The sequence below is a fragment of the Rhodococcus sp. AQ5-07 genome (assembly GCF_009707305.1).
Taxonomy (GTDB): Bacteria; Actinomycetota; Actinomycetes; order Mycobacteriales; family Mycobacteriaceae; genus Rhodococcus_F; species Rhodococcus_F erythropolis.
In genome coordinates this window covers 4,406,544-4,425,825 of sequence record NZ_CP046099.1, presented here as the reverse complement: position 1 = coordinate 4,425,825, position 19,282 = coordinate 4,406,544, and the positions used below count along the sequence as shown (strand labels likewise).

General features: G+C 61.7%; 14 protein-coding genes and 2 pseudogenes. 5 read left to right on the top strand and 11 right to left on the bottom strand.

Annotated features, from left to right (window positions below):
- Window positions 1-8: 8 nt before the first annotated feature.
- The 6 genes and pseudogenes from GJB56_RS20660 to GJB56_RS20635 form a co-directional block, all read right to left on the bottom strand.
- Window positions 9-5,476: pseudogene (locus GJB56_RS20660) on the bottom strand (glutamate synthase-related protein).
- Window positions 5,477-5,658: 182 nt separating this feature from the next.
- Window positions 5,659-6,702: a ParB/Srx family N-terminal domain-containing protein gene (locus GJB56_RS20655; RefSeq protein WP_020971211.1), complete on the bottom strand. Its 1,044-nt coding sequence runs from the start codon at window positions 6,700-6,702 to the stop codon at window positions 5,659-5,661.
- Between the two features lie 185 nt (window positions 6,703-6,887).
- Window positions 6,888-7,748 (bottom strand): 3-hydroxyacyl-CoA dehydrogenase, encoded by an 861-nt coding sequence (locus GJB56_RS20650; protein ID WP_020971210.1) that lies wholly within the window; start codon window positions 7,746-7,748, stop codon window positions 6,888-6,890.
- Between the two features lie 9 nt (window positions 7,749-7,757).
- Window positions 7,758-8,378 carry a TetR/AcrR family transcriptional regulator gene (locus tag GJB56_RS20645; protein ID WP_021333352.1) on the bottom strand — a complete coding sequence of 207 codons (621 nt, stop codon included), beginning with the start codon at window positions 8,376-8,378 and terminating at the stop codon, window positions 7,758-7,760.
- 84 nt (window positions 8,379-8,462) lie between these two features.
- Window positions 8,463-9,059 carry a hypothetical protein gene (locus tag GJB56_RS20640; RefSeq protein WP_113682756.1) on the bottom strand — a complete coding sequence of 199 codons (597 nt, stop codon included), beginning with the start codon at window positions 9,057-9,059 and terminating at the stop codon, window positions 8,463-8,465.
- Window positions 9,060-9,063: 4 nt separating this feature from the next.
- Window positions 9,064-9,522 (bottom strand): hypothetical protein, encoded by a 459-nt coding sequence (locus GJB56_RS20635; RefSeq protein WP_019745870.1) that lies wholly within the window; start codon window positions 9,520-9,522, stop codon window positions 9,064-9,066.
- 100 nt (window positions 9,523-9,622) lie between these two features.
- On the opposite strand from GJB56_RS20635, the gene pip reads away from it, so the two are divergent.
- The gene (gene pip, locus GJB56_RS20630; RefSeq protein ID WP_113682755.1) at window positions 9,623-10,582 is read left to right on the top strand and encodes a prolyl aminopeptidase; all 960 of its coding nucleotides are present in this window, start codon (window positions 9,623-9,625) and stop codon (window positions 10,580-10,582) included.
- Here pip and GJB56_RS20625 read toward each other — a convergent pair.
- The gene (locus GJB56_RS20625) at window positions 10,570-11,172 is read right to left on the bottom strand and encodes a TetR/AcrR family transcriptional regulator (protein ID WP_051253138.1); all 603 of its coding nucleotides are present in this window, start codon (window positions 11,170-11,172) and stop codon (window positions 10,570-10,572) included. The two genes, pip and GJB56_RS20625, sit on opposite strands and share 13 nt — an antisense overlap.
- Window positions 11,173-11,278: 106 nt before the next feature.
- Between GJB56_RS20625 and GJB56_RS20620 the strand changes: the two genes are divergently transcribed.
- Window positions 11,279-12,358 (top strand): alpha/beta fold hydrolase, encoded by a 1,080-nt coding sequence (locus tag GJB56_RS20620; protein ID WP_113682754.1) that lies wholly within the window; start codon window positions 11,279-11,281, stop codon window positions 12,356-12,358.
- Here GJB56_RS20620 and GJB56_RS20615 read toward each other — a convergent pair.
- A complete protein-coding gene (locus tag GJB56_RS20615; protein WP_113682753.1) occupies window positions 12,329-13,450 on the bottom strand; it encodes an endonuclease/exonuclease/phosphatase family protein in 1,122 nt (373 codons plus the stop codon). The two genes, GJB56_RS20620 and GJB56_RS20615, sit on opposite strands and share 30 nt — an antisense overlap.
- A 132-nt stretch (window positions 13,451-13,582) precedes the next feature.
- Here GJB56_RS20615 and GJB56_RS20610 point away from each other — a divergent pair, with 132 nt between their 5' ends.
- Entirely contained in the window at window positions 13,583-14,875 is a 1,293-nt protein-coding gene (locus tag GJB56_RS20610; RefSeq protein WP_019745865.1) for an MFS transporter, read from the top strand.
- Here GJB56_RS20610 and GJB56_RS20605 read toward each other — a convergent pair.
- The gene (locus GJB56_RS20605; protein ID WP_225989364.1) at window positions 14,850-15,863 is read right to left on the bottom strand and encodes an ABC transporter substrate-binding protein; all 1,014 of its coding nucleotides are present in this window, start codon (window positions 15,861-15,863) and stop codon (window positions 14,850-14,852) included. The genes GJB56_RS20610 and GJB56_RS20605 overlap by 26 nt on opposite strands.
- 88 nt (window positions 15,864-15,951) lie before the next feature.
- Between GJB56_RS20605 and GJB56_RS20600 the strand changes: the two genes are divergently transcribed.
- Window positions 15,952-16,779 (top strand): transglutaminase domain-containing protein, encoded by an 828-nt coding sequence (locus tag GJB56_RS20600; RefSeq protein WP_113682752.1) that lies wholly within the window; start codon window positions 15,952-15,954, stop codon window positions 16,777-16,779.
- 12 nt (window positions 16,780-16,791) lie between these two features.
- Window positions 16,792-17,585: pseudogene (locus GJB56_RS20595) on the top strand (2-phosphosulfolactate phosphatase).
- Here the strand turns inward: GJB56_RS20595 and GJB56_RS20590 are convergent.
- Together GJB56_RS20590 and GJB56_RS20585 are read right to left on the bottom strand one after the other, a co-directional pair.
- Window positions 17,540-18,331, bottom strand: coding sequence for an ABC transporter permease (locus GJB56_RS20590; RefSeq protein WP_113682751.1), 792 nt, complete (start codon window positions 18,329-18,331; stop codon window positions 17,540-17,542). The pseudogene GJB56_RS20595 and the gene GJB56_RS20590 overlap by 46 nt on opposite strands.
- On the bottom strand, window positions 18,328-19,269 hold the full coding sequence (locus GJB56_RS20585; protein WP_113682750.1) for an ATP-binding cassette domain-containing protein: 942 nt from the start codon (window positions 19,267-19,269) through the stop codon (window positions 18,328-18,330). Before GJB56_RS20585 ends, GJB56_RS20590 begins: the two co-directional genes overlap by 4 nt.
- Between the last annotated feature and the right edge of the window lie 13 nt (window positions 19,270-19,282).

The following is a 19,282-nucleotide window of genomic DNA, read 5'->3' as shown; positions in this document are numbered from 1 at the left end:
GGAGGAGGTCAGGACACCAGGTCGGGGATCGTGCGCGAAGCGAACAGTTCGTCGAAGTTCGGCAGTGATCCGAGCTTGTCCCGATTCTTGTTGTCTTGAAACAGAATCCAGCCGTACGTCGCCGGGCCGTCCATGGCCAACACGTTGCGCAGGCTCAGCGCCTGCTTGTAGTCGTCGACGCGCTTGGCTGCAATCAACGCAGCCAACTGTTCGTCGTCGTAGCCGGCGAGAATCTCTTTCGAGTACTTGACCAAGTGCTGGACGAGGGCGAAGTCCTCGGTCAGCACCAGGTTTCGGGCCGCCTTCTGCACTGCTGGATCGTCGGGTCCGGACGCACCCGGCGTGCGGGCGGCGGCGAGTTGTTGTGCGAAGTGAAGCACGGTGTACGCACTGAGCAGCGCATACATCGTCGCGGTATCGGTCTCGCCATAGGCGGGGACTGCTCCGTTCAGCGCGGGGCGCCCATCGCGCACTGCGAGTTTGAACGTGCGGACCTGACGTGCTGCGATGGCGGACGCCAATTCTTCGAGAAGCTCTTTGTGCGACTTCGCAGCCAGGATTGCATCGCTGTCCTGGTAAAGCATCAGTGCCTTGGGCATGGCGTAGACGAACGAGTGCTGTTCGACTTCCCAGTTCTCGAGCAGTCGGGTTCCGAGTGCGGATCCCGTTGCTTCCACATGCAGTTCGAGCAGGAGTTGTACCGCGTGGTTGTGGACGGCGGCCAGAGGATCGGTCGCAGCGGTGATCGAGCCGAGCAGTACGGAATCGGTACTTGCTCGCAGTGCCAGTTCGCCGCGAGGGTCGTACTGGTAGAAGAACCCGCCGCTCATGCCGTTGCCGACACCCTTGCCGAACTCGCCGAGATTCACGACAGCACCGTTGGTCATGTACTCGCCGGCGAAGTCGCCGACACCTTCGACGACAGCACTGGCGCCGGAGTTGCGAACTGCAAAGCGATCGCCTGCTTCACCTTCGACGAACACTCGTCCGCCGGTGGCGCCGAAGAGCGCGAAGTTGCCGATCAACACGTTTCCGCCGGCGTCACTGGAGCCGCCGCCTGGGCTGCGCACGGCAATCACGCCGCCGCTCATGCTCTTTCCCACACCGTCGTTACATGTCCCGGTGTGTTCCAGGTGCATGCCGTCGTTGCAGAATGCGCCGAACGACAGGCCAGCAGATCCGGTCGTCAGGACGCGCACGCTGCCCGGAGCCAGATATCGTCGCCCACGCTCGTCAGTCAGTACCCCGGAGCGAGAAGGCCGGCCGCTCCGTAGTTGAGTTCGCGTTCGAGGTCGATCGCCAACTGCCCACCGACGCTCTTGTTCCGGTTACCCAGGTGCAGTGCACCTTCGGCGAATTCAGATCCGGACACGGCGACCGAGGCCTCGCCACGGTTGAAGAGCACCGTGCGAACCTCGTCCATGATCTTCTCGTCGAACGCGTACTCACGCTCGAGGTACACGGGATTGTCGACGGTGATGTTCGGGGCGGACTCGAACATCGCGTCCAGTTTCAGATTGCCGACGATGGACGGGTGATCGAGCAGATGCAGGAGATCAGTTCGACCCCGCGCTTCCTGAAGGGATCGCATTCCCAGATTCGCGAGCAGTTCACGAGTTTCGTGAGCGATGTTGAGAAGGTACTGCGCCATGGCGCGGGGATCGCCGTCGAACAGTTCCGGGTTGGTGGTCAGACCGGCCGGACACTTGATGTTGCAGTTCTTGGCCATGACGCAGCCCATCATCATCAGCGCAGACGTACCGAACTCGAAGCTGTCTGCGCCCAGTAGCGCGGAAGTGATGATGTCGCTGCCGGTCTGATGCGCGCCCGAGCATCGCAGAACGACTTTCTGGCGAAGCCCGTTGGCACACAAAGCTTGATGGACCTCCGCGATACCGACCTCGGCCGCACGACCCGCGTACTTGAGGCTGGTCACCGAAGCGGCGCCGGTGCCACCGGTGTTTCCGGCGACGTTGATGACGTCGGCGCCGGCCTTGGCGACACCGACGGCGATGGTGCCGATTCCTTCCGAGGACACCAACTTCACGATCACCCGGATGCGCGCTGCCTTGCAGTCGTGGATGAGCTGAGCGAGGTCCTCGATGGAGTAGGTGTCGTGGTGCGGCGGCGGCGATACCAGTTCGACGCCGGGCGTTCCGCCGCGGGCAGCAGCAATGTCGACGGTGACCTTGGCGGCCGGAAGCTGCCCGCCCTCACCGGGTTTTGCGCCCTGGCCGAGTTTGATCTCGATCTCTTCGAGCATCGGGTCGGCGAGGTATCCCGCCCAGATTCCGAAGCGTCCGGATGCAAACTGCTTGATGCGCGACGCACGAATCGTGTTGTAGCGCGAAAGGTGTTCGCCGCCTTCGCCGCTGTTGGACATCGCGCCGACCATGTTCGTGCCGTGAGCGACGGCTTCGTGCGCCGGAGCGTTCAGTGCGCCATGACTCATGGCACCCGACGCCAACTTCGGGGTGATGTCGCTGGCGCTTTGTACCTCGGAGAGAGGCACACCTGCCGGTGCGACCCTCAGCTTGGACAGGAACTCTGCCCCGATGCCGGTTGCCCTCAGCGCAAGATCCGGTGTGATGGCTTCAATGGTGATATCGGCGGCAAAGGTGGCGCAGAGAGCGTCGCCGAGTGCTTTTGCTCGCGCGCTGTCACCGGCCAGTGGACCGTCCAGGCGAAGCGTGTACCGGTCGTCTGCGGCGGATTCACACTGGACCCCGCGCATCACGATCGTAGTGTTGCCGCGTACCGAGAATCGGTTGATCTGCTCGGCGAACTCGGCTGTCGTAACCGCAAACGTGACGTCGGCGGGAACAGAGATGACGTCGCGCAACGCTGCGGGCCGACGCGATCGTTCCGCAGCCATAACGGTAGAAAAGTCCCGGTACCCCGCGGTGATGTCGAAGTCGTCGATTTGTTCGGTGATCAACCGGTCGAAGCTCGTTGCCCGGTAGGCCCCGGCGTCGAGGCGGAATGCGTCGTCGAGTCGCCCGAGTGGAAGCAAGCGAAGAGCGTCGAATTGCTCGGTGCCGGAGGGACTGTCGAACGCGATCTTCTCTTCGGTGAGCTCGACGTACTTGCGGACTGCGGTGGTACCGAACGAATGCCCTGCGCCGTCTGCGCGCTCCTTGAACAGGCCGAGCAGTGGCAGGTCCTTTTCACCCTCGACTTCACTTGCACGCTCGTGCCACTGCTTCGAGGTCACCGCGACGGTGTCGAAACCGACGCCACCCACCGGTGACTTCATGTTGGGGAACCACTGGCGCAGAACAGGGTCGGACGTATCGAGGAAGTTGGGTTCGAAGAACTCTCCGCCGATGTAGCTCTCGACAGTGCACAGGCCGACGCGTCCCATCGTCTTCATGAGGGATTTCTCGGCAGCCTTCGCGAAACGTCTGAACGCGGCATCCGGATCAGCGGCGAACTTCTCCTCGGCTCGTAACTGAACGGAGAGCGGGTAGACGGCGGAAGCGCCGAATCCGAGTGCAGCCGCAACGTGGTGGGAGGACTCGATCTGGCCACTCTCCACGATGAGAGAGACACGCAATCGCAGGCCTGCGTCGATGAGGCGTTGGTTCAGTGCTCCGACGACCATGATCGCGGGAAGCGTTGCGCGCTCATGAGATACGTGCCGGTCGGTCAGGACTGCGATCCCGCCCTGTTCTGCCGCGAAGGCGACAACGGCGTCGCCGAGCGCGGTCATCGCGTCAACCATCGCCTGCGCGTCACCCGCGGCGGGGTAGAGCATTTCGAATCGGCGATGCGGGGTGTGCTTCTGTTCGCGGATCTTGAGCATGTCCAGATGCCCGAGGATCGGCGACGAAATGACGATCTGCTTGCCCTGTCCGGCGGTCATCTTCGCGCCCAACGCGACCCGGAGGGTCATGCCGTCCGCTTCCCGGATGCTGTCCAGCGGAGGGTTGGTGACCTGGGCGAATCGCTGCGAGAAGTAGCGTGCCACACCGCCTTCACGATCGGAAAACGCGTTGATGGCGTTGCCGTAACCCATGGCCGATACCTTCTCGGCTCCGTGCGTGAGCATCGGATCCATCAAGAATTTGAAGCTCTCCTGATCCAGGGAGTACGCCATGTAGCGCTGATGAACCTCGAACGTTCCGTTGTAGCGCGTCGGTGAGCTGACCTTCTCCGCAGGTACGGCGGGAATGTCTTCGATCAGGATTCGTGACTGCTCCAGCAGAGACTGGTAGTCGCGCTGTGCGGCAATCTTTTCCAGGGCTTCGCGGGCGGTATAGGTATGGCGATCTCGATGATCGAAGTACAGCATTCCGCCGGCCTCGACGCGGCCACGGTGGATCACCGTCTCGGGTGCGAACGCGATCTGTCCGGCTTCGGAGAATGCGCACACGTAGTCGTGTGTCTCGATCGTGCGAAGTGGACGCAGGCCGAGGCGGTCCAGGCGGGCGCCGATGATGGTGCCGTCGCCGAACACCAGCGCTGCCGGTCCGTCGTTCTTCTCCTCGTACAGCGAGAAGTACTCGAACATCGCACGAACTGCGGGGGAGAGAGTGGTGTCGTTTTCCCAGGCAGGGGGCATCATCGAGACCACAGCTGTCACCAAATCGACGCTGTCCTCGATGACGCGTGCTTCCAGAGTCTGATCGAGTCGGCAACTGTCGGACTGACCGGGCGGACGGACGATCGCACGTCGTTTTGCGCTTGCCACCGCTGCTTCGGAGAGCCGATTCTTCTTGTCCGTGTTCAGTTCTCCGTTGTGAGCCATGAATCGGAACGGCTGCGCCATCGTGGGATGCGGGTCCGTGTTGGTCGAGAACCGCGTGTGGAAGTACATCGTGTGGACAGCGTGATCGGGGTCGACCAGGTCGCGGAAGTACGGGATCACTTCGTCGGAGTTCAAGCGGCCCTTGAGAACCTGAGTCCTCGCGCTGAGGGACAGTGGGTACAAACCGCGTAGTGCAGGCGTGTTGTACGCGATTGCCTCGATGGCGAGCAGGGCCTCGTGCACGAGGCGATCGACTACCGCAGGCTCGGGACGCGGAGTGGGGACCTCGAAAATCCACTGCCTGACCGGAAGTTGATGCGCGATCGCGGCCGGCCGAATCGCCGAGTTGTCGACCGGGACGTCGCGCACTGCGAGAGTGGTGAAACCGCGATCGAGAAGTTCACGTTCGACCAGGGCGGCAGCGCGTGCATGCTGGGCGTCGTCGTCCGGAAGGAAGAAGTTGCCGACGCAGAAGCGTCCGGCGCGAAGGTCGGGGCGCCCGGTTACCTTGCGGAAGAACCGGAGGGAGAGGTCCACCGAGACGCCGCCGCCGTCGCCGACGCCCTCGGAGGACATACCGCCGCGGTGCGGAACCGAGCAGAGCGCTTCGCTGCCCTTGATCAGGACATCGTGGGTCTGCACGCCGTCCTTGCGCGTGATGAACCCGACCCCGCAACTGCTCTTGTCATCTGCGGGGTCGTACAAACCGACGATGGACGTGCTCACTGCAGCAACCTTCTCCCTGTCCTGGTTGCCCGGAGATTGATCGACCGGGCAGATACGACGGCATGGTTTCCGTCAGGGCAGGGCGTCGCTGCTTCGATGAAGCGGCACCCGAATGGGATCAGACTACTGAGTAGAGGCTTACCTTAGTCAAGTTTGCTGGGTGTGACTTGGATCCGAGCAGGTCAGAGGGTTGCTTTGTAGGCAAGTGCGTAGGCGATCTTGCCCGGCTTGTCGTCTGTGTACGGCTTCGACAGCTTTCCGAACTCGCCCTTTGACTCCGCTTTGCCGTCGTTCCAGGCCGGCAGGACTCCGAGATCGGTAGCCGTGAACCCGCTGTCGACGACGGCATCGCCCGCCAACGCGGTCTGTGCTTTGGTCACCGACTTCACGGTGGCCAGGTAGCTGGAGAGGTCGTCGCGATTCCAGTTGGTGAGGTCGACGGGCGCGGCGTCGCGGACCCACGCACCCCAGTAGAACTCCTGGAACGGGATCGTACCGGCGGCGAATCCGATGTCGCGGGAGAAGTACATCAGGCTGCGGTACTTGTCGTCGGCGAAGTTGGCCAGGCCGACGCTCTTCGGCAGGGACTGGACCGGTACCTGGTTTCCGTCCACGTCACGCGACCAGACCCACTTGTTCTTTTCCATCTCGGTCCAGAAGGCGCCTTCACTCAGGCCGCTGAGGTTGCCGAGAACCCGCAGTCGCACGTGCAGGTCGGGGCCTCCGTCGGCCGTCTCGATGAAGGACGTGAGGGTGTGGTGACCGTCGGTCAGGTAGAGATCGCCGCGGGGTCCGACGACCACGGTCTTCATGGGCGCGATGCTCTCGGCGGTTTCCTGACCCACTGGAATCTGGCAGGTGAAGGACGACGGGTCCTTCAGCGTCGAGGCGGGAGTAGCGGTCGCAGCCTGGATCTGGCCGTTCGCCTCGCACCAGTCGTCGAACTTCTTGTTGATCGTGTCGTTTCCGAGCGTGTATCGCCCGAGCTTGTAGTACACCTCGTCGTAGCCGAGGGAAGGCTGCGTCGCATGAACGTCGCCGATGCGCACGTCCAGAAGGTCACCTTCTTTGGCGCACAGGTACTCCGAGCCGCCGGCGGAGCCTGAGAACGAACCGGTGGAGATTCCGTCACACGCGAGGGGAGCGGCGACAGCGGGTGTGCTGACCAGTGTTCCGGCGCCGAGCAGTACCAGTGTTGTGAGTGCCGAGATGGCGGAACGACGCATGTGGGGATCTCTCCTGAGGATGGGTTCGCACGTGAAGAAGCTTGCGTCACAATCGCTCAGGGTGGTTTCGGACTTACTGACAACAGACGTCCGCGCGGTGGCTACCACGTGAATTCACGTCGTAGCCACCGTGCGGTGAGCCTGTTGGTTGATCAGCTCTGTTGGTTGGTCAGCCCTGCAGTTGATCAGCCTTTGTAGTTGTAGAAGCCCTCGCCGACAGCGACGCCGAGCTTGCCTTCGTCGATGTAGTTCTTCTTGATGTAGTCGGCGAACGCGCGCTGCTTCTCGCCGCCCTGGGAGGAGATGTTGTAGACGGTGGTCAACCCGACGACATCCATGATCTGGAAGGGGCCGAACGGGGCTCCGGTGCCGATACGCCACGTCTTGTCGACCATGTCGGGATCGGCGATGCCGTCGATCAGCAGGTCGGATGCTGCATTGAGAAGCGGGACCAGGAGCGAGTTGAGTACGTAACCCGCCTTCTCCTTCTTGAGTTCGATCGGCACCATGCCGATGTTCTTCGCGAATTCGACGACCTCGCGGTACACGGCGGGGTCGGTGGACTCGGTGCCCATGACCTCGGCAGTGTTGTTGACCCACACGTGATTTGCGAAGTGCAGTGCGAGGAACTTCTCGGGGCGGCCGGTGAACTCCTTGAGGTCGCTCGGCAGAAGCGTCGAGGAGTTGGTTGCGAACACCGTGTGCTCCGGAGCTACTGCCGCGAGCTTCTCGTAGGTGTCGCGCTTGATGGTGATGTCCTCGGGAATTGCCTCGATGACAAGATCGGCCTTGGTCACGGCTTCGGCGAGATCGTACGAGTACGTAATACGTTGCAGCGCTTCGTCGGCCTTGCCTTCCTTGGCGCCCTCGACGTTTTCGGCCTTGTAGGCCGCGGCCAACGAGTCGAACCGAGCCTTGGCCTTCTCGATGACCTCGGCGTTGATGTCGTACGCGACGACGTCGAATCCGTGATAGGCGGTCTGATAGGCGATCTGCGAGCCGAGAACTCCGGTACCCAGAACGGTGATCTGCTTCAGTTCAGTCATTTTCGATCCTCAATCCTTTTCGGTGGGTAGTCCGGCAAGCGTCAATCGAACTTGTGCGGCAACGATGTTCGTGAGTTCGTCAGCCGTGATCCGGTCCAATGCCGCGCGGGCTATTTCGAAGTGCAGCACGTTGGAAATCGTTCGCGCTGCGGTGATGGTTCGGGTGGTGTGGTTGGGGTGCCCCTCGAGCAAGATTTGCGCAATCCGCGTTTGCAGGCGCTGCGAGAGTTCCAGGCCTTCGGCCCGGAAACATTCGCTGGGCTCGCCGAACAACACTTCGCGTTGGTAGATACCGGTGTTCTCGTCGTTTCGGCGACTCGCGATCAGCAGGGGTGAAACCAGCTCGAGGACACGATCTTCTGTGCCCGTCGATTTGGCCTCACGCTCTTCTCCCAGTTCGATCTGCTTGCGGTACTCCGCGTTGTACACCATGAGCAGTAGCTCGGCTTTGCTTGCGGCGTAACGAAAGAGGGTGCCACCGGCTACATCGGCGCGATCGGCAATTTCTTGAGTTGTGACTGCGCTGTAGCCCTTTTCCGCGAACAGTTCGGCCGCGGCGTCGAAGATGCGTGTCTGCTTCTCGAGTTTGTTGCGTTCACGACGACCCAACTCTTGGTCCGATTTCGTCATCCCGCTCACCTCGTCTCATTTCGGATCACGCTCATAAATGAGTCTACTCTGAAATATTGAGAGGGTGGGGTCTCCTCCGTCACATCACCGCAGTCCGCTGACCCAACCGGCGAACACGTCGGAGAACACGTCTGCTTCGCACGCATGCGCCGATTCGGGGTAGGCACATTCGGGGTATCCGGCGACGACGGCGGCAAGTTCGGCATTGCAACACTGCGCCAAGAGGCCGCGCAGGAGGTCCGCGGCCGACCAGCCGGCGATGGATGCTGCTCGGATCCCCTCTTCCTCGTACACCTTCACCAGATCGTCATGCCTCCAGGACAATTCCTCGGCCACCAGTGCATCGGGATTGAAAGACATGGCGCGGTCGAGTGATCCGCGCAGAAGCGAGTGTGGATCGTCCTCACCGCGCAGCCTGGTCGCGAGGTCGGCCGGTGCCTTCTGCATGACGAACATCCAGGGTTTGCCGTCGGGAAAGACTCCGCCGAAGCCTGCCACGTTGAAGGGGAGGTGGCTACTGAGGAAATCTGTCTCCACGTCGACGTGCTGATCGTCTCCGAGGTGAATGAAGTGGCCGGACGCGATCTCCTCTCCGGTTGCCGGCTCGGCCCACGTGTTGTTCCACAGGTCGGTCATCCGACTGCCGTCGGGAAAATCGAGAACCTCGAAGAGGAATCCCATGTCGTCACCACTCTCCGTCGAAGTGGGTGGTTACTCCACCGGTGAGTCGAGAAACCGTTTGAGCCGAGGTCGCGAGGACGACTCGGCTTGTCTCGAAGGTCATCTCGTCGCGTTCGGTGTCCTCCGATTCGGGATCCTCGGCGAGTGAGAAGTCGAGTTCCACCTCTCGATCGGTGCTGGAACAGACCGAGATCATCAGCCCGAGTCGTTCGTCGGTGAACGCCGGAAGCGATTTCTCGGGATGAAAGTCTGCGGCCGCGTGAAAGAAGAACGCCGCCAGCCGTTCGACAAATCCTTCGTCGGTGTGTCTGCTGAGATACTGATTGAACCGATCGGGGCTGAGCAGGCCTACGTCGAAAACGAGTGTGGGTACGTCGGATTCGAAGACAGCGGCGGGTACCGCATGACTGCGAAGGAATACCGCGGCGCCGCCGTACCCCGGCAACCTGAACCCATCACGCATCTGGTGTACTCCCGTCGCAGAGGTGTCCTGTCCACGCTAGGCCATAGCCCGGACGCGTGCTGCTTACCGGACACGTCGGTTGATGGAAGAATTACCGCCCATGAGCGCTGTCCTGTACCCGCCCGTCGAACCGTACGAGTCGGGACTGTTGGAAGTGCCCGATGGTCAGAGCCTCTACTGGGAGACCGTCGGTAACCCGGTCGGTGTCCCGGTTCTCTATCTCCACGGTGGCCCCGGTTCCGGGTGCACTGTCGGCGCCAGGCGTTTTTTCGATCCCGAAACCTTTCGCGCAGTTCTGTTCGATCAACGAGGCTGTGGGCGCAGCCTTCCTCTCGCGAGTAGCCCGGACGCCGATCTCACCGTGAACACGACGGCGCACATCCTCGACGACATCGAGCGTCTTCGTGAACATCTCGGTATCGAACGATGGATCGTTTCCGGCCTTTCTTGGGGCGTCAGTTTGGGTCTGGTGTACGCCCAAGCGTTTCCCGAGCGGGTGATCGCGATGGCTTTGGGCGCGATCACCGGCGGGACGAGAGTGGAAATCGAATGGATCACCCGTGCCATGGGCAGGATATTTCCGCGCGAATGGGAAGAGTTCGTCGCGCCGCTGCGGGTGGAAGAGCGTGACGGGAATCTCCCGGCGGCATACGCGCGACTGCTCGCCGATCCGGATCCTGTTGTGCGGGAAAATGCTGCGGTGCAGTGGTGCCGCTGGGAAGACGTACATGTGTCGCTGATGCCGGGGTGGACTCCGAGTGTTCGATACCAGAATCCGGACTTCCGTCGGGTGATGACCAGGCTGGTCACGCACTACTGGGCCAACGATTGCTTCCTCGCGCCGAATCAGATCCTGGACGGAATGGACCGTCTCGCCGAGATTCCCGCGATTCTCGTGCACGGCCGGTATGACATTTCCGGACCACTCGACACTGCCTGGGCGATCCACCAGCGTTGGCCGGGCAGTGAGTTGGTGGTGCTCGACGACGCCGGGCATGGCGGGGGTGGATTCAACGAGGCAATCGTGGAAGCGCTGAATTCACTGGCTCATTCGGTCTGATCGAGTGCTCCGGCGTGCGCCGCAGCGAGCGCGCCGGCAGCAGCGCGATCGGCAACCGACTGGTCGACAGGTAGATCGGCGACCAACAGGCGATAGTAGATGGGCGCGGCGACGGCCGCCAGAAGATCAGCAGCTGAGACCTTCTCGGAGATTTCCCCGCGTTCGACTGCTCGGCGGACCACGATGTCGGCCAGTTCGTAACGTGCGGAATAGAACTCGCGCTTGAGTCTTGCCACTTCTGGCGTACGAACCGCGTCCGAGAACAGTGCAGCCACCAACGCGCCGCCCGACTCGCTTGTCACCAGTGCGACTATCGATCTGGCCATCTCGCGCAGGTCGGATTCGATGGAACCGGTATCCGGGATGGGGACGGTAGTTGCCGACACCTCGACAGCCGCGTCGGCCACCAGTTGGGACAGCGTGCTCCATCGCCGGTAGATGGTGGTCTTGTGGACTCCGGAACGGGCGGCTATGTCCTCGATGCTCATCGCTGCAAATCCGCGTTCGGACAGTTCGGCCGCGGTGGCAGCCAGGACGGCCTCGCGCACCCTGGCGCTACGCCCTCCGGGCCGTTGTGGTGTCGAGGTCATGGGTAAACCTTATCGCAACAAGGTGTTGTGTTAGCTGGAGGCGCGTGATTCACTGAGCTAATGCAACTGCTCGTTGCATTAGAGATGAATTGAGGGGTGTTTTCCCATGTCATACGAATTTCCTGTCGATCACCGAGGTCTCTTCGAAGAGCGCACAGGACAGTTTCTGAGCTTCGGGCTCCCCGTCTCGGATCTCGAGGAACTGCGCGCGTCCATCAACTCGACCTGGGCCGACGCGCCGGGTGGTTGGTCGTACGAGTGGTCGGCGCTGGCGGCGAAGTACTCCGCGGCCGGCAATCATTCCCTGGCAGCGATGATCTACGGAATCGCCAAGTTCCCGGTGCTGGCCAACGAATCCCGTCGACGGGCTCTGCGCAATCAGGTGGACGAATACGTCAAGGCAGCACCAGGATTCGGGCTCGAGTTCGAGCGTCGAATCCTCTCCCTGCCCTACCGAAACGGCGAGATCGAGCTACCGGTACACATCCTCTCGGCGGACGGACGGTACGAAGACGCACCCGTCCTGTTGCTCAGCGGCGGCGTCGACGGCTGGAAGATGGACATGCATCCGTTGGCCAGCGCGTTCGCGACGAACGCCGGGGTGACGGTTGTTGCTTTCGATCAGCCGGGAACTGGTGAATCACCCGTTCCTCTCGATGCTTTCGGCGACGAGGTGATCGACGGGCTCGTATCGACGGCTCGCGCTCTCGGCAACGGGCAGGTGGCGCACCTGGGAGTCTCCTTCGGCGGCAACTTCGCCGTGCGCTCGGGGTTGACCGGCGCCGTCGATGCGGTGATCAACATCGGCGCCCCGGTCAAGGGTGCGTTCGAGACCGCGAATGCCGAGCGCCTGGTCTACGGCATGGGCGACATCGTCGGAAACGCACTGGGTTTCGATGCCCCGGCAACCAAAGAGGCGCTGGTACAGGGTCTCCGTGCGTTCGATCGCAGTGTCTTGATGACCGCCGACGACGGCCGGACCCCGATGCTTGTGGTCAACGGAGCCGACGACGTACACATCCCGCTCTCGGACACAACACTCTTCGAAGAGCGCCCGAACACGCAGGTACACGTCATCCGGGATGCGGGGCACTGCGCAGTGACCAAGCTGCCCGAGTTGACGCCGATGATGATCGACTGGCTACGAGATGCCCTGTCAGGAACCGCTCCACGAACCGGTAGATGATCCGCCGCCGAAGCTGGCAAAACGATACGTCGCAAGAACGGCCTTGTGATCGGTCGGCCACGGCGTCGGTGAAGCGATGAAGTTGTCCTGGGAGTTCTCCTCCACTCTTTTGTTGTGCACGATCGTCTTTCGGGGTCCGATGATTCCTACAGATCCCAACTTCAGCTCGGAAGCGCGGTCGGCGAAGATGTAGTCGATCCGATCGCGTTCGTCTGCCTCGGGTGCCCAGGTGAGCTGTGAGGTGTCGACGTCGGGATTGTCGGACGGCCAGGTGAAGCCCGGGTGTGTAGCCGGGTTCGGGTACTTGCTGCGGTATGCATCGACAAATCCGGCTTGGTCGAGCAGACGGGTGGATTCCCACGGAATGACGACACCGTTGTGGTCGAACAGATTTCGCGTGCCGTCGGTCCAGTCCAGGGCCGACGGTTCGTTGAAATCGCCGCCTAGGATGACGGACCTGCCCTTCGCCCGTTCTGCGGCCGCATCGTCGATGAACGTCGAAATTGCCAGGGGTCGTCCCGAATTGACGTTCACACGCTGAACCGTCTCGGGGTCCGTGACCGGACCGGACGGCATCTTGTTCCAGCCGAACTCGGAGAACTCTCCAGGCTTGGGAACACCCGCGCCGTATCCGCGCGGTAGATAGGTCGCGTAGGACGTGTAGGCCAGATGTGCCGAGTAAGCAGCGATTTGTTTGCCGTCGACCGTCACGACTGCCTTGATCATCGAGTTCAGGTCGGCTGTTTCCTCGATCGGAAACTTGGAGAGAATCCCCACGTCGGAGGACGCTGCTCCGTAGAAGGTGGTTCCTGATTTGGTCAGCATGTCGGCCAATACAGTTGTCGCAGTGCCGGCTTCCGACAGGAGAACTATCGACGCCTGGGTCGAGATGATCATATCGGCGATCAGCTGCAGGCCACCGTTGATCTTGGTTCCGCCGTGCCAGGTATTGAGGGAGAGCACTTTGATCTCCTGCGCGGGGTTCGCCCCCGCGACGGAGGTATTGGCACCCAAGGTAAATGCGCTTGCGGTGACTGTCCCTGCGGCTACCGCCATCGCCTTGACCATCTGACGGCGCGTCAATCCATTCATCAAATCCCGGCTCTCGTTGTCGTGTGCTCGAACCCCCGGAAGATGATTACCATCGCTACCTAAACGGACAGTTAACCAATTGCAAAATGGCAGATTTCCACAGAACACCGCGCGGGCAATAGTCTTCTGGTCGTGGTACTCAGTGAGCGTTTTCCCGGTAACAAGACCTTCGCGAAGGTTCGTGTCCTGCCGCCGGTGGTGAAGTTGCTCCTTCTTTCGATGGTGCTGTTCAACATCGGGTTCTATCTGGTTGTCCCCTTTCTCGCGGTGCACCTTTCGGAGGACCTCGGATTCGCGGCCTGGATTGTCGGCCTGGTCCTCGGACTCCGGATGTTCAGTCAGCAGGGCATGTTCTTCATCGGTGGAAGCCTCGCCGACAGGTTCGGCAAGCGTCCGATCATCCTGCTGGGCATCGCAGTTCGCGTGGTCGGTTTCCTGATGCTCGGTTTGGCCGAGAGTATGGCAGCGGTGATCGTCGGTGTGCTTCTGGTCGGGTTCGCCGCGGCTCTGTTCGCACCCGCAGTGGAGTCGGCCAACGCCGAATACGGACGCGAACTCGAAACCTCAGGAGTCATGCGTCGTACGGATCTGTTTGCAGTGGAACAGATGTGCAGCCGCCTGGGAACCGTGATCGGTCCGGCATTGGGTGCTGCTCTGTTGATGTTTCCGTTCTCGTGGACGGCGTCGAGCGCGGCGTTGCTGTTCGCGATCATGTGGGTCGGGTTCTTCATCTGGTTCCCGCGGCCGGGCGATGCCCACGACGGCCCGGTGTCGACCTATACGCTGCGCGACGTCTGGCGAAGCGTGCTGACCAACAACAACTTTCTGCTCTTCGCGACGCTCTGCAGTTTTCAGCTGGTTGCGTACAGCCAGCTGTACCTGATGCTGCCGGAACAGCTCGAGCGCGGTATCGGTTCACAGTCGGCGCTGGGATGGTTCTACGTGGGCGCAGCGGTGTTGGTGATCGTCGGGCAGGGACCGACGGTCGCGGTTGCCCACCGCATCGGGCATCGACGCGCGATCACCTTCGGGCTTGTGCTCATTTCGGTGTCGTTCCTGGTTCCGCTGGTCACCGGCGTCGAATCCGCAGCTTCGGCGTCGACGCAGATAGTCGGTCTGGCGGTGTGGATCGGGCTGCTGCACCTGGGACAGATGTTGATGGTGCCGCCGATGCGAGACACCATTGCCATCCTCGGTCGTGAAAGCAACCTCGGAGCGCACTTCGGCATGCTCAACACGATCGGCGGTCTGCTCGCGCTCCTGGGAACCGTGGGAGTCGGATTCGTGTACGACCTAGTCGACAACGGCCACGCAGCGCCGGCGTCACCATGGGTGATCGTTTCGGTCTGCGTGGCCGTGTCGGCTGTGGTGTTGTGGGTGTGGTCCGGTCGAACGAAGGTTATCGACCCGCGATCGTCTGATTGATCTTTGCTACAAAATCTTCCAGCACAAACGGAATGGTGAGCGGGTTCGGCATGGACACCGCGTCACTGACGATGGGGTCCAAGCTGATCAGGCCGCCGGTCTTGACCACGTTCAGATTGGTGAACGCCGGCTGCGTCTCCATCTCGGGGCGAGCCTTTTCGTAGTTGTCGAAGAGCAGGTAGTCGCACTCGAGGAGGTCGTAGTTCTCGGCGGAGATCTCGTAGTTCAGCTTGCCCGCGAACCGATCCTTCAGTGCGGCAGGAGCCGTGAATCCCAATTGCGTGAGCAACTGAGCGCGCGCTGCCTCAGGGCTGAACGCCCGCAGATTTCCATCGCTCCAGCGAATGACGAGAGCTGCTGTCTTGCCTTCGAACTGGGGGTTCTCCGCGCGGGTGCGAACGATGAGGTCTTCGACTTCCTGGACCTCCTGCTTTGCCTGCGCGGGAACGCCCACAGCCGTACCGATGCGGGTCGTGACTTCCTGCCAGGGCAGCACCCAATCCGTCTGATCGGCGGCGTGAAGCACAGTCGGCGCGATGGCGCTGAGCTGCTTGTACAGATCCTCGTCGATCGCGTTGTTGACGGCGATGATCAGGTCAGGCGCTGCTGCCACGATCGTTTCGATGTCGAAATCGGTGGTGGCGTTGGCCAATGGTGTCGGCTCGGCGCCCTGGACTGCCGAGTCGGCCCAGACTCCGATTCCGTCGTCGGTCGATCCCTTCCACACCGGGACCAGGACGGGCGTCAGACCGAGGGAAAGCAGAACGTCTGCGTCGCCGATGCCGACCGCTGCGATGCGGCTGGGTGCCTGCCCGATGGTGGTGGAGCCGAACTTGTGGTCGATCGTCACCGGGAAGGCGTTGGCCTCGGCGTGAGCACCTTCGGTGCCGGGAGTGGATTCGTCCTTCGCGCTGTCGCCGCAGGCAGCAAGGGCAAAACCTGCTGCTGTGGCGAAGGTGACGGACAGCATGGCACGGCGGCTCAACATTGGGTTCACAGCAACCTCGGGTTTCATGGTTATGGGACCCTAACCATAGTGGAGCGGCAGTGTCGGCAGTGTTTGTTAGTCTCCGCCCATGACGGCGGTTCTCGACTACACATCAGCAGGACCGTTCACCCGCATCGACGGAGTGGACCCGCTTGCCCTCGAGTCACTCCCCACCGACCCCGTGCAAATATGCCGGGTAGTGCCGTACCTGGTGGTCCAACCCACCGATGCACGGTCGCTGAAGCTGCCCACCGACCGATTCGACGAAAACCAGATCCGGCCGGCAAGCGTTCTGCTTCAACGCTTGCTTGCGCTCGATCCGGCACCGGTGACCTCCGCCCGAGAACCCGACAAGCGGCTCGTCGGAACCTGTCGGCACTTTGCTGTTTTGAGTTGTGCGTTTCTGCGCTATCGCGGAATTGCCGCTCGCGTCCGCTGTGGTTTTGCCACCTACTTTCAACCGGGACAGGGCGTGGACCACTGGATCACCGAGTACTGGGACGACGCCGGCAAGCGGTGGATCCGCATCGACTCGGAGATCCTCGGACAGAACGTCCTTCCTCACGCCCATAACCTGCAGCCGGGAGAATTCCTCAGTGGTGGTGAGGCGTGGCTGGCGTATCGACGCGGCGAGATCGACGCGTCCCAGTTCGGGGTGTACGGCACCCAGAACTGGGGGCCGGCCGAGATCCGAGGCAACGCAGTGAAGGATCTTGCCGCGATGAACAAGGTCGAAACCCTGCCGTGGGACGAGTGGGGTCGTATGACTGACGCCTACGACGGAAAGACCGGCGCCGACTACGACCTACTGCTCGACGATATAGCCGAGGTGTGCGCCGGCGACGATCCAGTTGCCGTGCGAGCGCTGTACGAGCACGAGGATTTGTGCGTGCCGGACAACCTGATTCGTTTCTGAGATGCTGGTGCGATGAATCCGGAGCATCGCCAACTCGAGTACGGACTTCGATTCGACTGGGGCCTGCGCGGCGCCGAAGCAATTGCTGTCGGCGTCGATGTGGCAGTGGTGGTAGATGTCCTCTCGTTCACGACGACGCTGAGCGTCGCCGCCGACGCGGGAATCGACGTACTTCCCTATTCCTGGAACGACGAGAGTGCGGTCGATTACGCGCGTGATGCCGATGCGGTTCTTGCAGTGCGACGAAGTGTGGCCAGGAGGGGCAGATCAGTCTGTCTCCCAGGACGATTCGCGAGTCCGAGGTCCCGAGTCGGCTGGTACTTCCGTCGCCGAACGGGTCGACTATCGCGTTTGCGTTGGCGTCCCAGGTTGCGGTGTGTGTCGGCGCTTCATTGAGGAACGCTTCCGCCGTCGCTGATTGGATTGTGCACGAACATGGTCCGGGATCGCGGGTTGCGATAGTCGCATCCGGGGAGAAGTGGCCCGGTGGAGAGTTGCGTCCTGCAGTGGAGGATCTGTGGGGCGCCGGCGGGGTTGTCACGGCGTTGACCGCGGCTGGTTGGGAAGGTTCCCTGTCGCCCGAGGCACAGATGGCGGCGGATGCCTGGACAGCGGTGTCGGATTCGTACGAGGACCGCCTGCGGGACTGTGCCTCAGGACGCGAGTTGATCGTCATGGGGTTTCCACACGACGTCGCCATCGCCTCGGAACTCGACGACAGCGACACCGTACCTGTTCTCGAAGATCGTGTGTTTCGAGGTCAGCGCACCGGGCGTCGATTGAACAAACTCCGCGCCCAGAGGTAGGAGAGGAAGGTGATTGCGACGCACCATCCGATCGCGAGTATGGCGTTGTTCCCGATCGCTTCGCCGAGAAGAAGTCCTCGAAGAGTCTCGATGATCGGAGTGAACGGCTGATACTCGGCAAACCATCGCAACGCGGTCGGCATCGAATCGGTGGGGACAAATCCGCTTCCCAGGAAAGGTAAGAGGATCAACACCATTGGAAGATTACTGGCCGTCTCGACGCTCTTGCTGACGAGGCCGAAGGCAACGGACAACCAGATCATCGCGATGGAGACCAGGATGAGGAGAGCAAACGCGGCAACCCACTCCACGAAGCCTGCAGTAGGCCGGAAGCCGACGGCTATCGCCACGGCGATGACTACAACGAGGCTCACGATCGTCTGAAGGAGGCTGCCGAGAACGTGACCGGTCAGGACGGACGTGCGCGTGATCGCCATCGTGCGGAATCGTGCAATGATCCCCGCGGTCATATCGGTTGCGACGGAGATGGCAGTACCTTGTGCCGCTGATGCCACAGTCATCAGAATAATCGCCGGTGCAACGTAATTGACATACTCGGCTCGGCCGCCACCGCCTGGGCCGAGGCCGTTCCCGAGCGTTCCGCCGAGCACGTAGACGAACAGCAGCAGGAAGACGACTGGCATCCCGACAAGCATCACCGTCATCGACGGATATCGAAGGATGTGTCGAATGCTGCGACGCAGCATGGTTTTCGAGTCCTGATAGGCAAGCGTCATGGTGGTCATCGCGCGTCGGTCCTTTCGGTGGCGGTCAGAGTCAGGAACACGTCGTCCAGGTCCGGTGTGTGCACGGAGAGTTCCTTGACGTCGATCGAGTGAGCGTCGAGTTGGTCGAGAAGAGAGCGCAGCGAGCGGACACCGCCGTCGCTGGGAACCTGCAGAACATACGCGGCATCGTCACGGGTAGACTCGTCGAAAACAGCAGCAGCAGAGTCGAGTTGGTCTCGATCGATGAAGTGAAGACGAATGTGGCCGCCGGGGATGCGTCGTTTGAGTTCCGCTGCCGTACCTTGGGCGACTATCCGTCCCTGATCGAGGACGGCGATGTGGTCGGCCAGTTGATCGGCTTCCTCGAGGTACTGCGTCGTGAGGAAGATGGTGACACCGCCCTTGACCAACTCCCGGATGATCTGCCACATGGTGCGTCGACTCCGGGGATCGAGGCCGGTGGTGGGCTCGTCCAGGAAGATGATCTCCGGTCGTCCGATCAACGTCATTGCCAGGTCGAGCCGTCGGCGCATTCCGCCCGAGTACGTCGACGCGAGTTTGTCCGCGGAGCCCTGCAGATCGAACATCTCCAGGAGTTCGTCAGTGCGAGTGCGGCGTTCGTCCTTGCCGAGGTGGTGAAGATCGGCCATGAGGAGAAGGTTTTCCTCGCCGGACAGGTAGTCGTCTACCGCCGAGAATTGTCCGGTGACACCGATGCGCGAACGCACTGCGTCAGGATCGTCGGAAGGGTTGTACCCGGCGATGCGGATGTCGCCGCCGTCTGCGGGAACGAGGGTCGAGAGGATTTCCACGATGGTGGTCTTGCCGGCGCCGTTGGGGCCGAGGAGTGCAAAGACGGTTCTGCGGTCGACAGAGATGTCGATTCCGTCCAGTACCGTCTTGTCGTCGTAGGCCTTCTTCAGACCCGTCGCGGTGATGGCTGGTTTACGGGACATCAGCGTTCCTTTC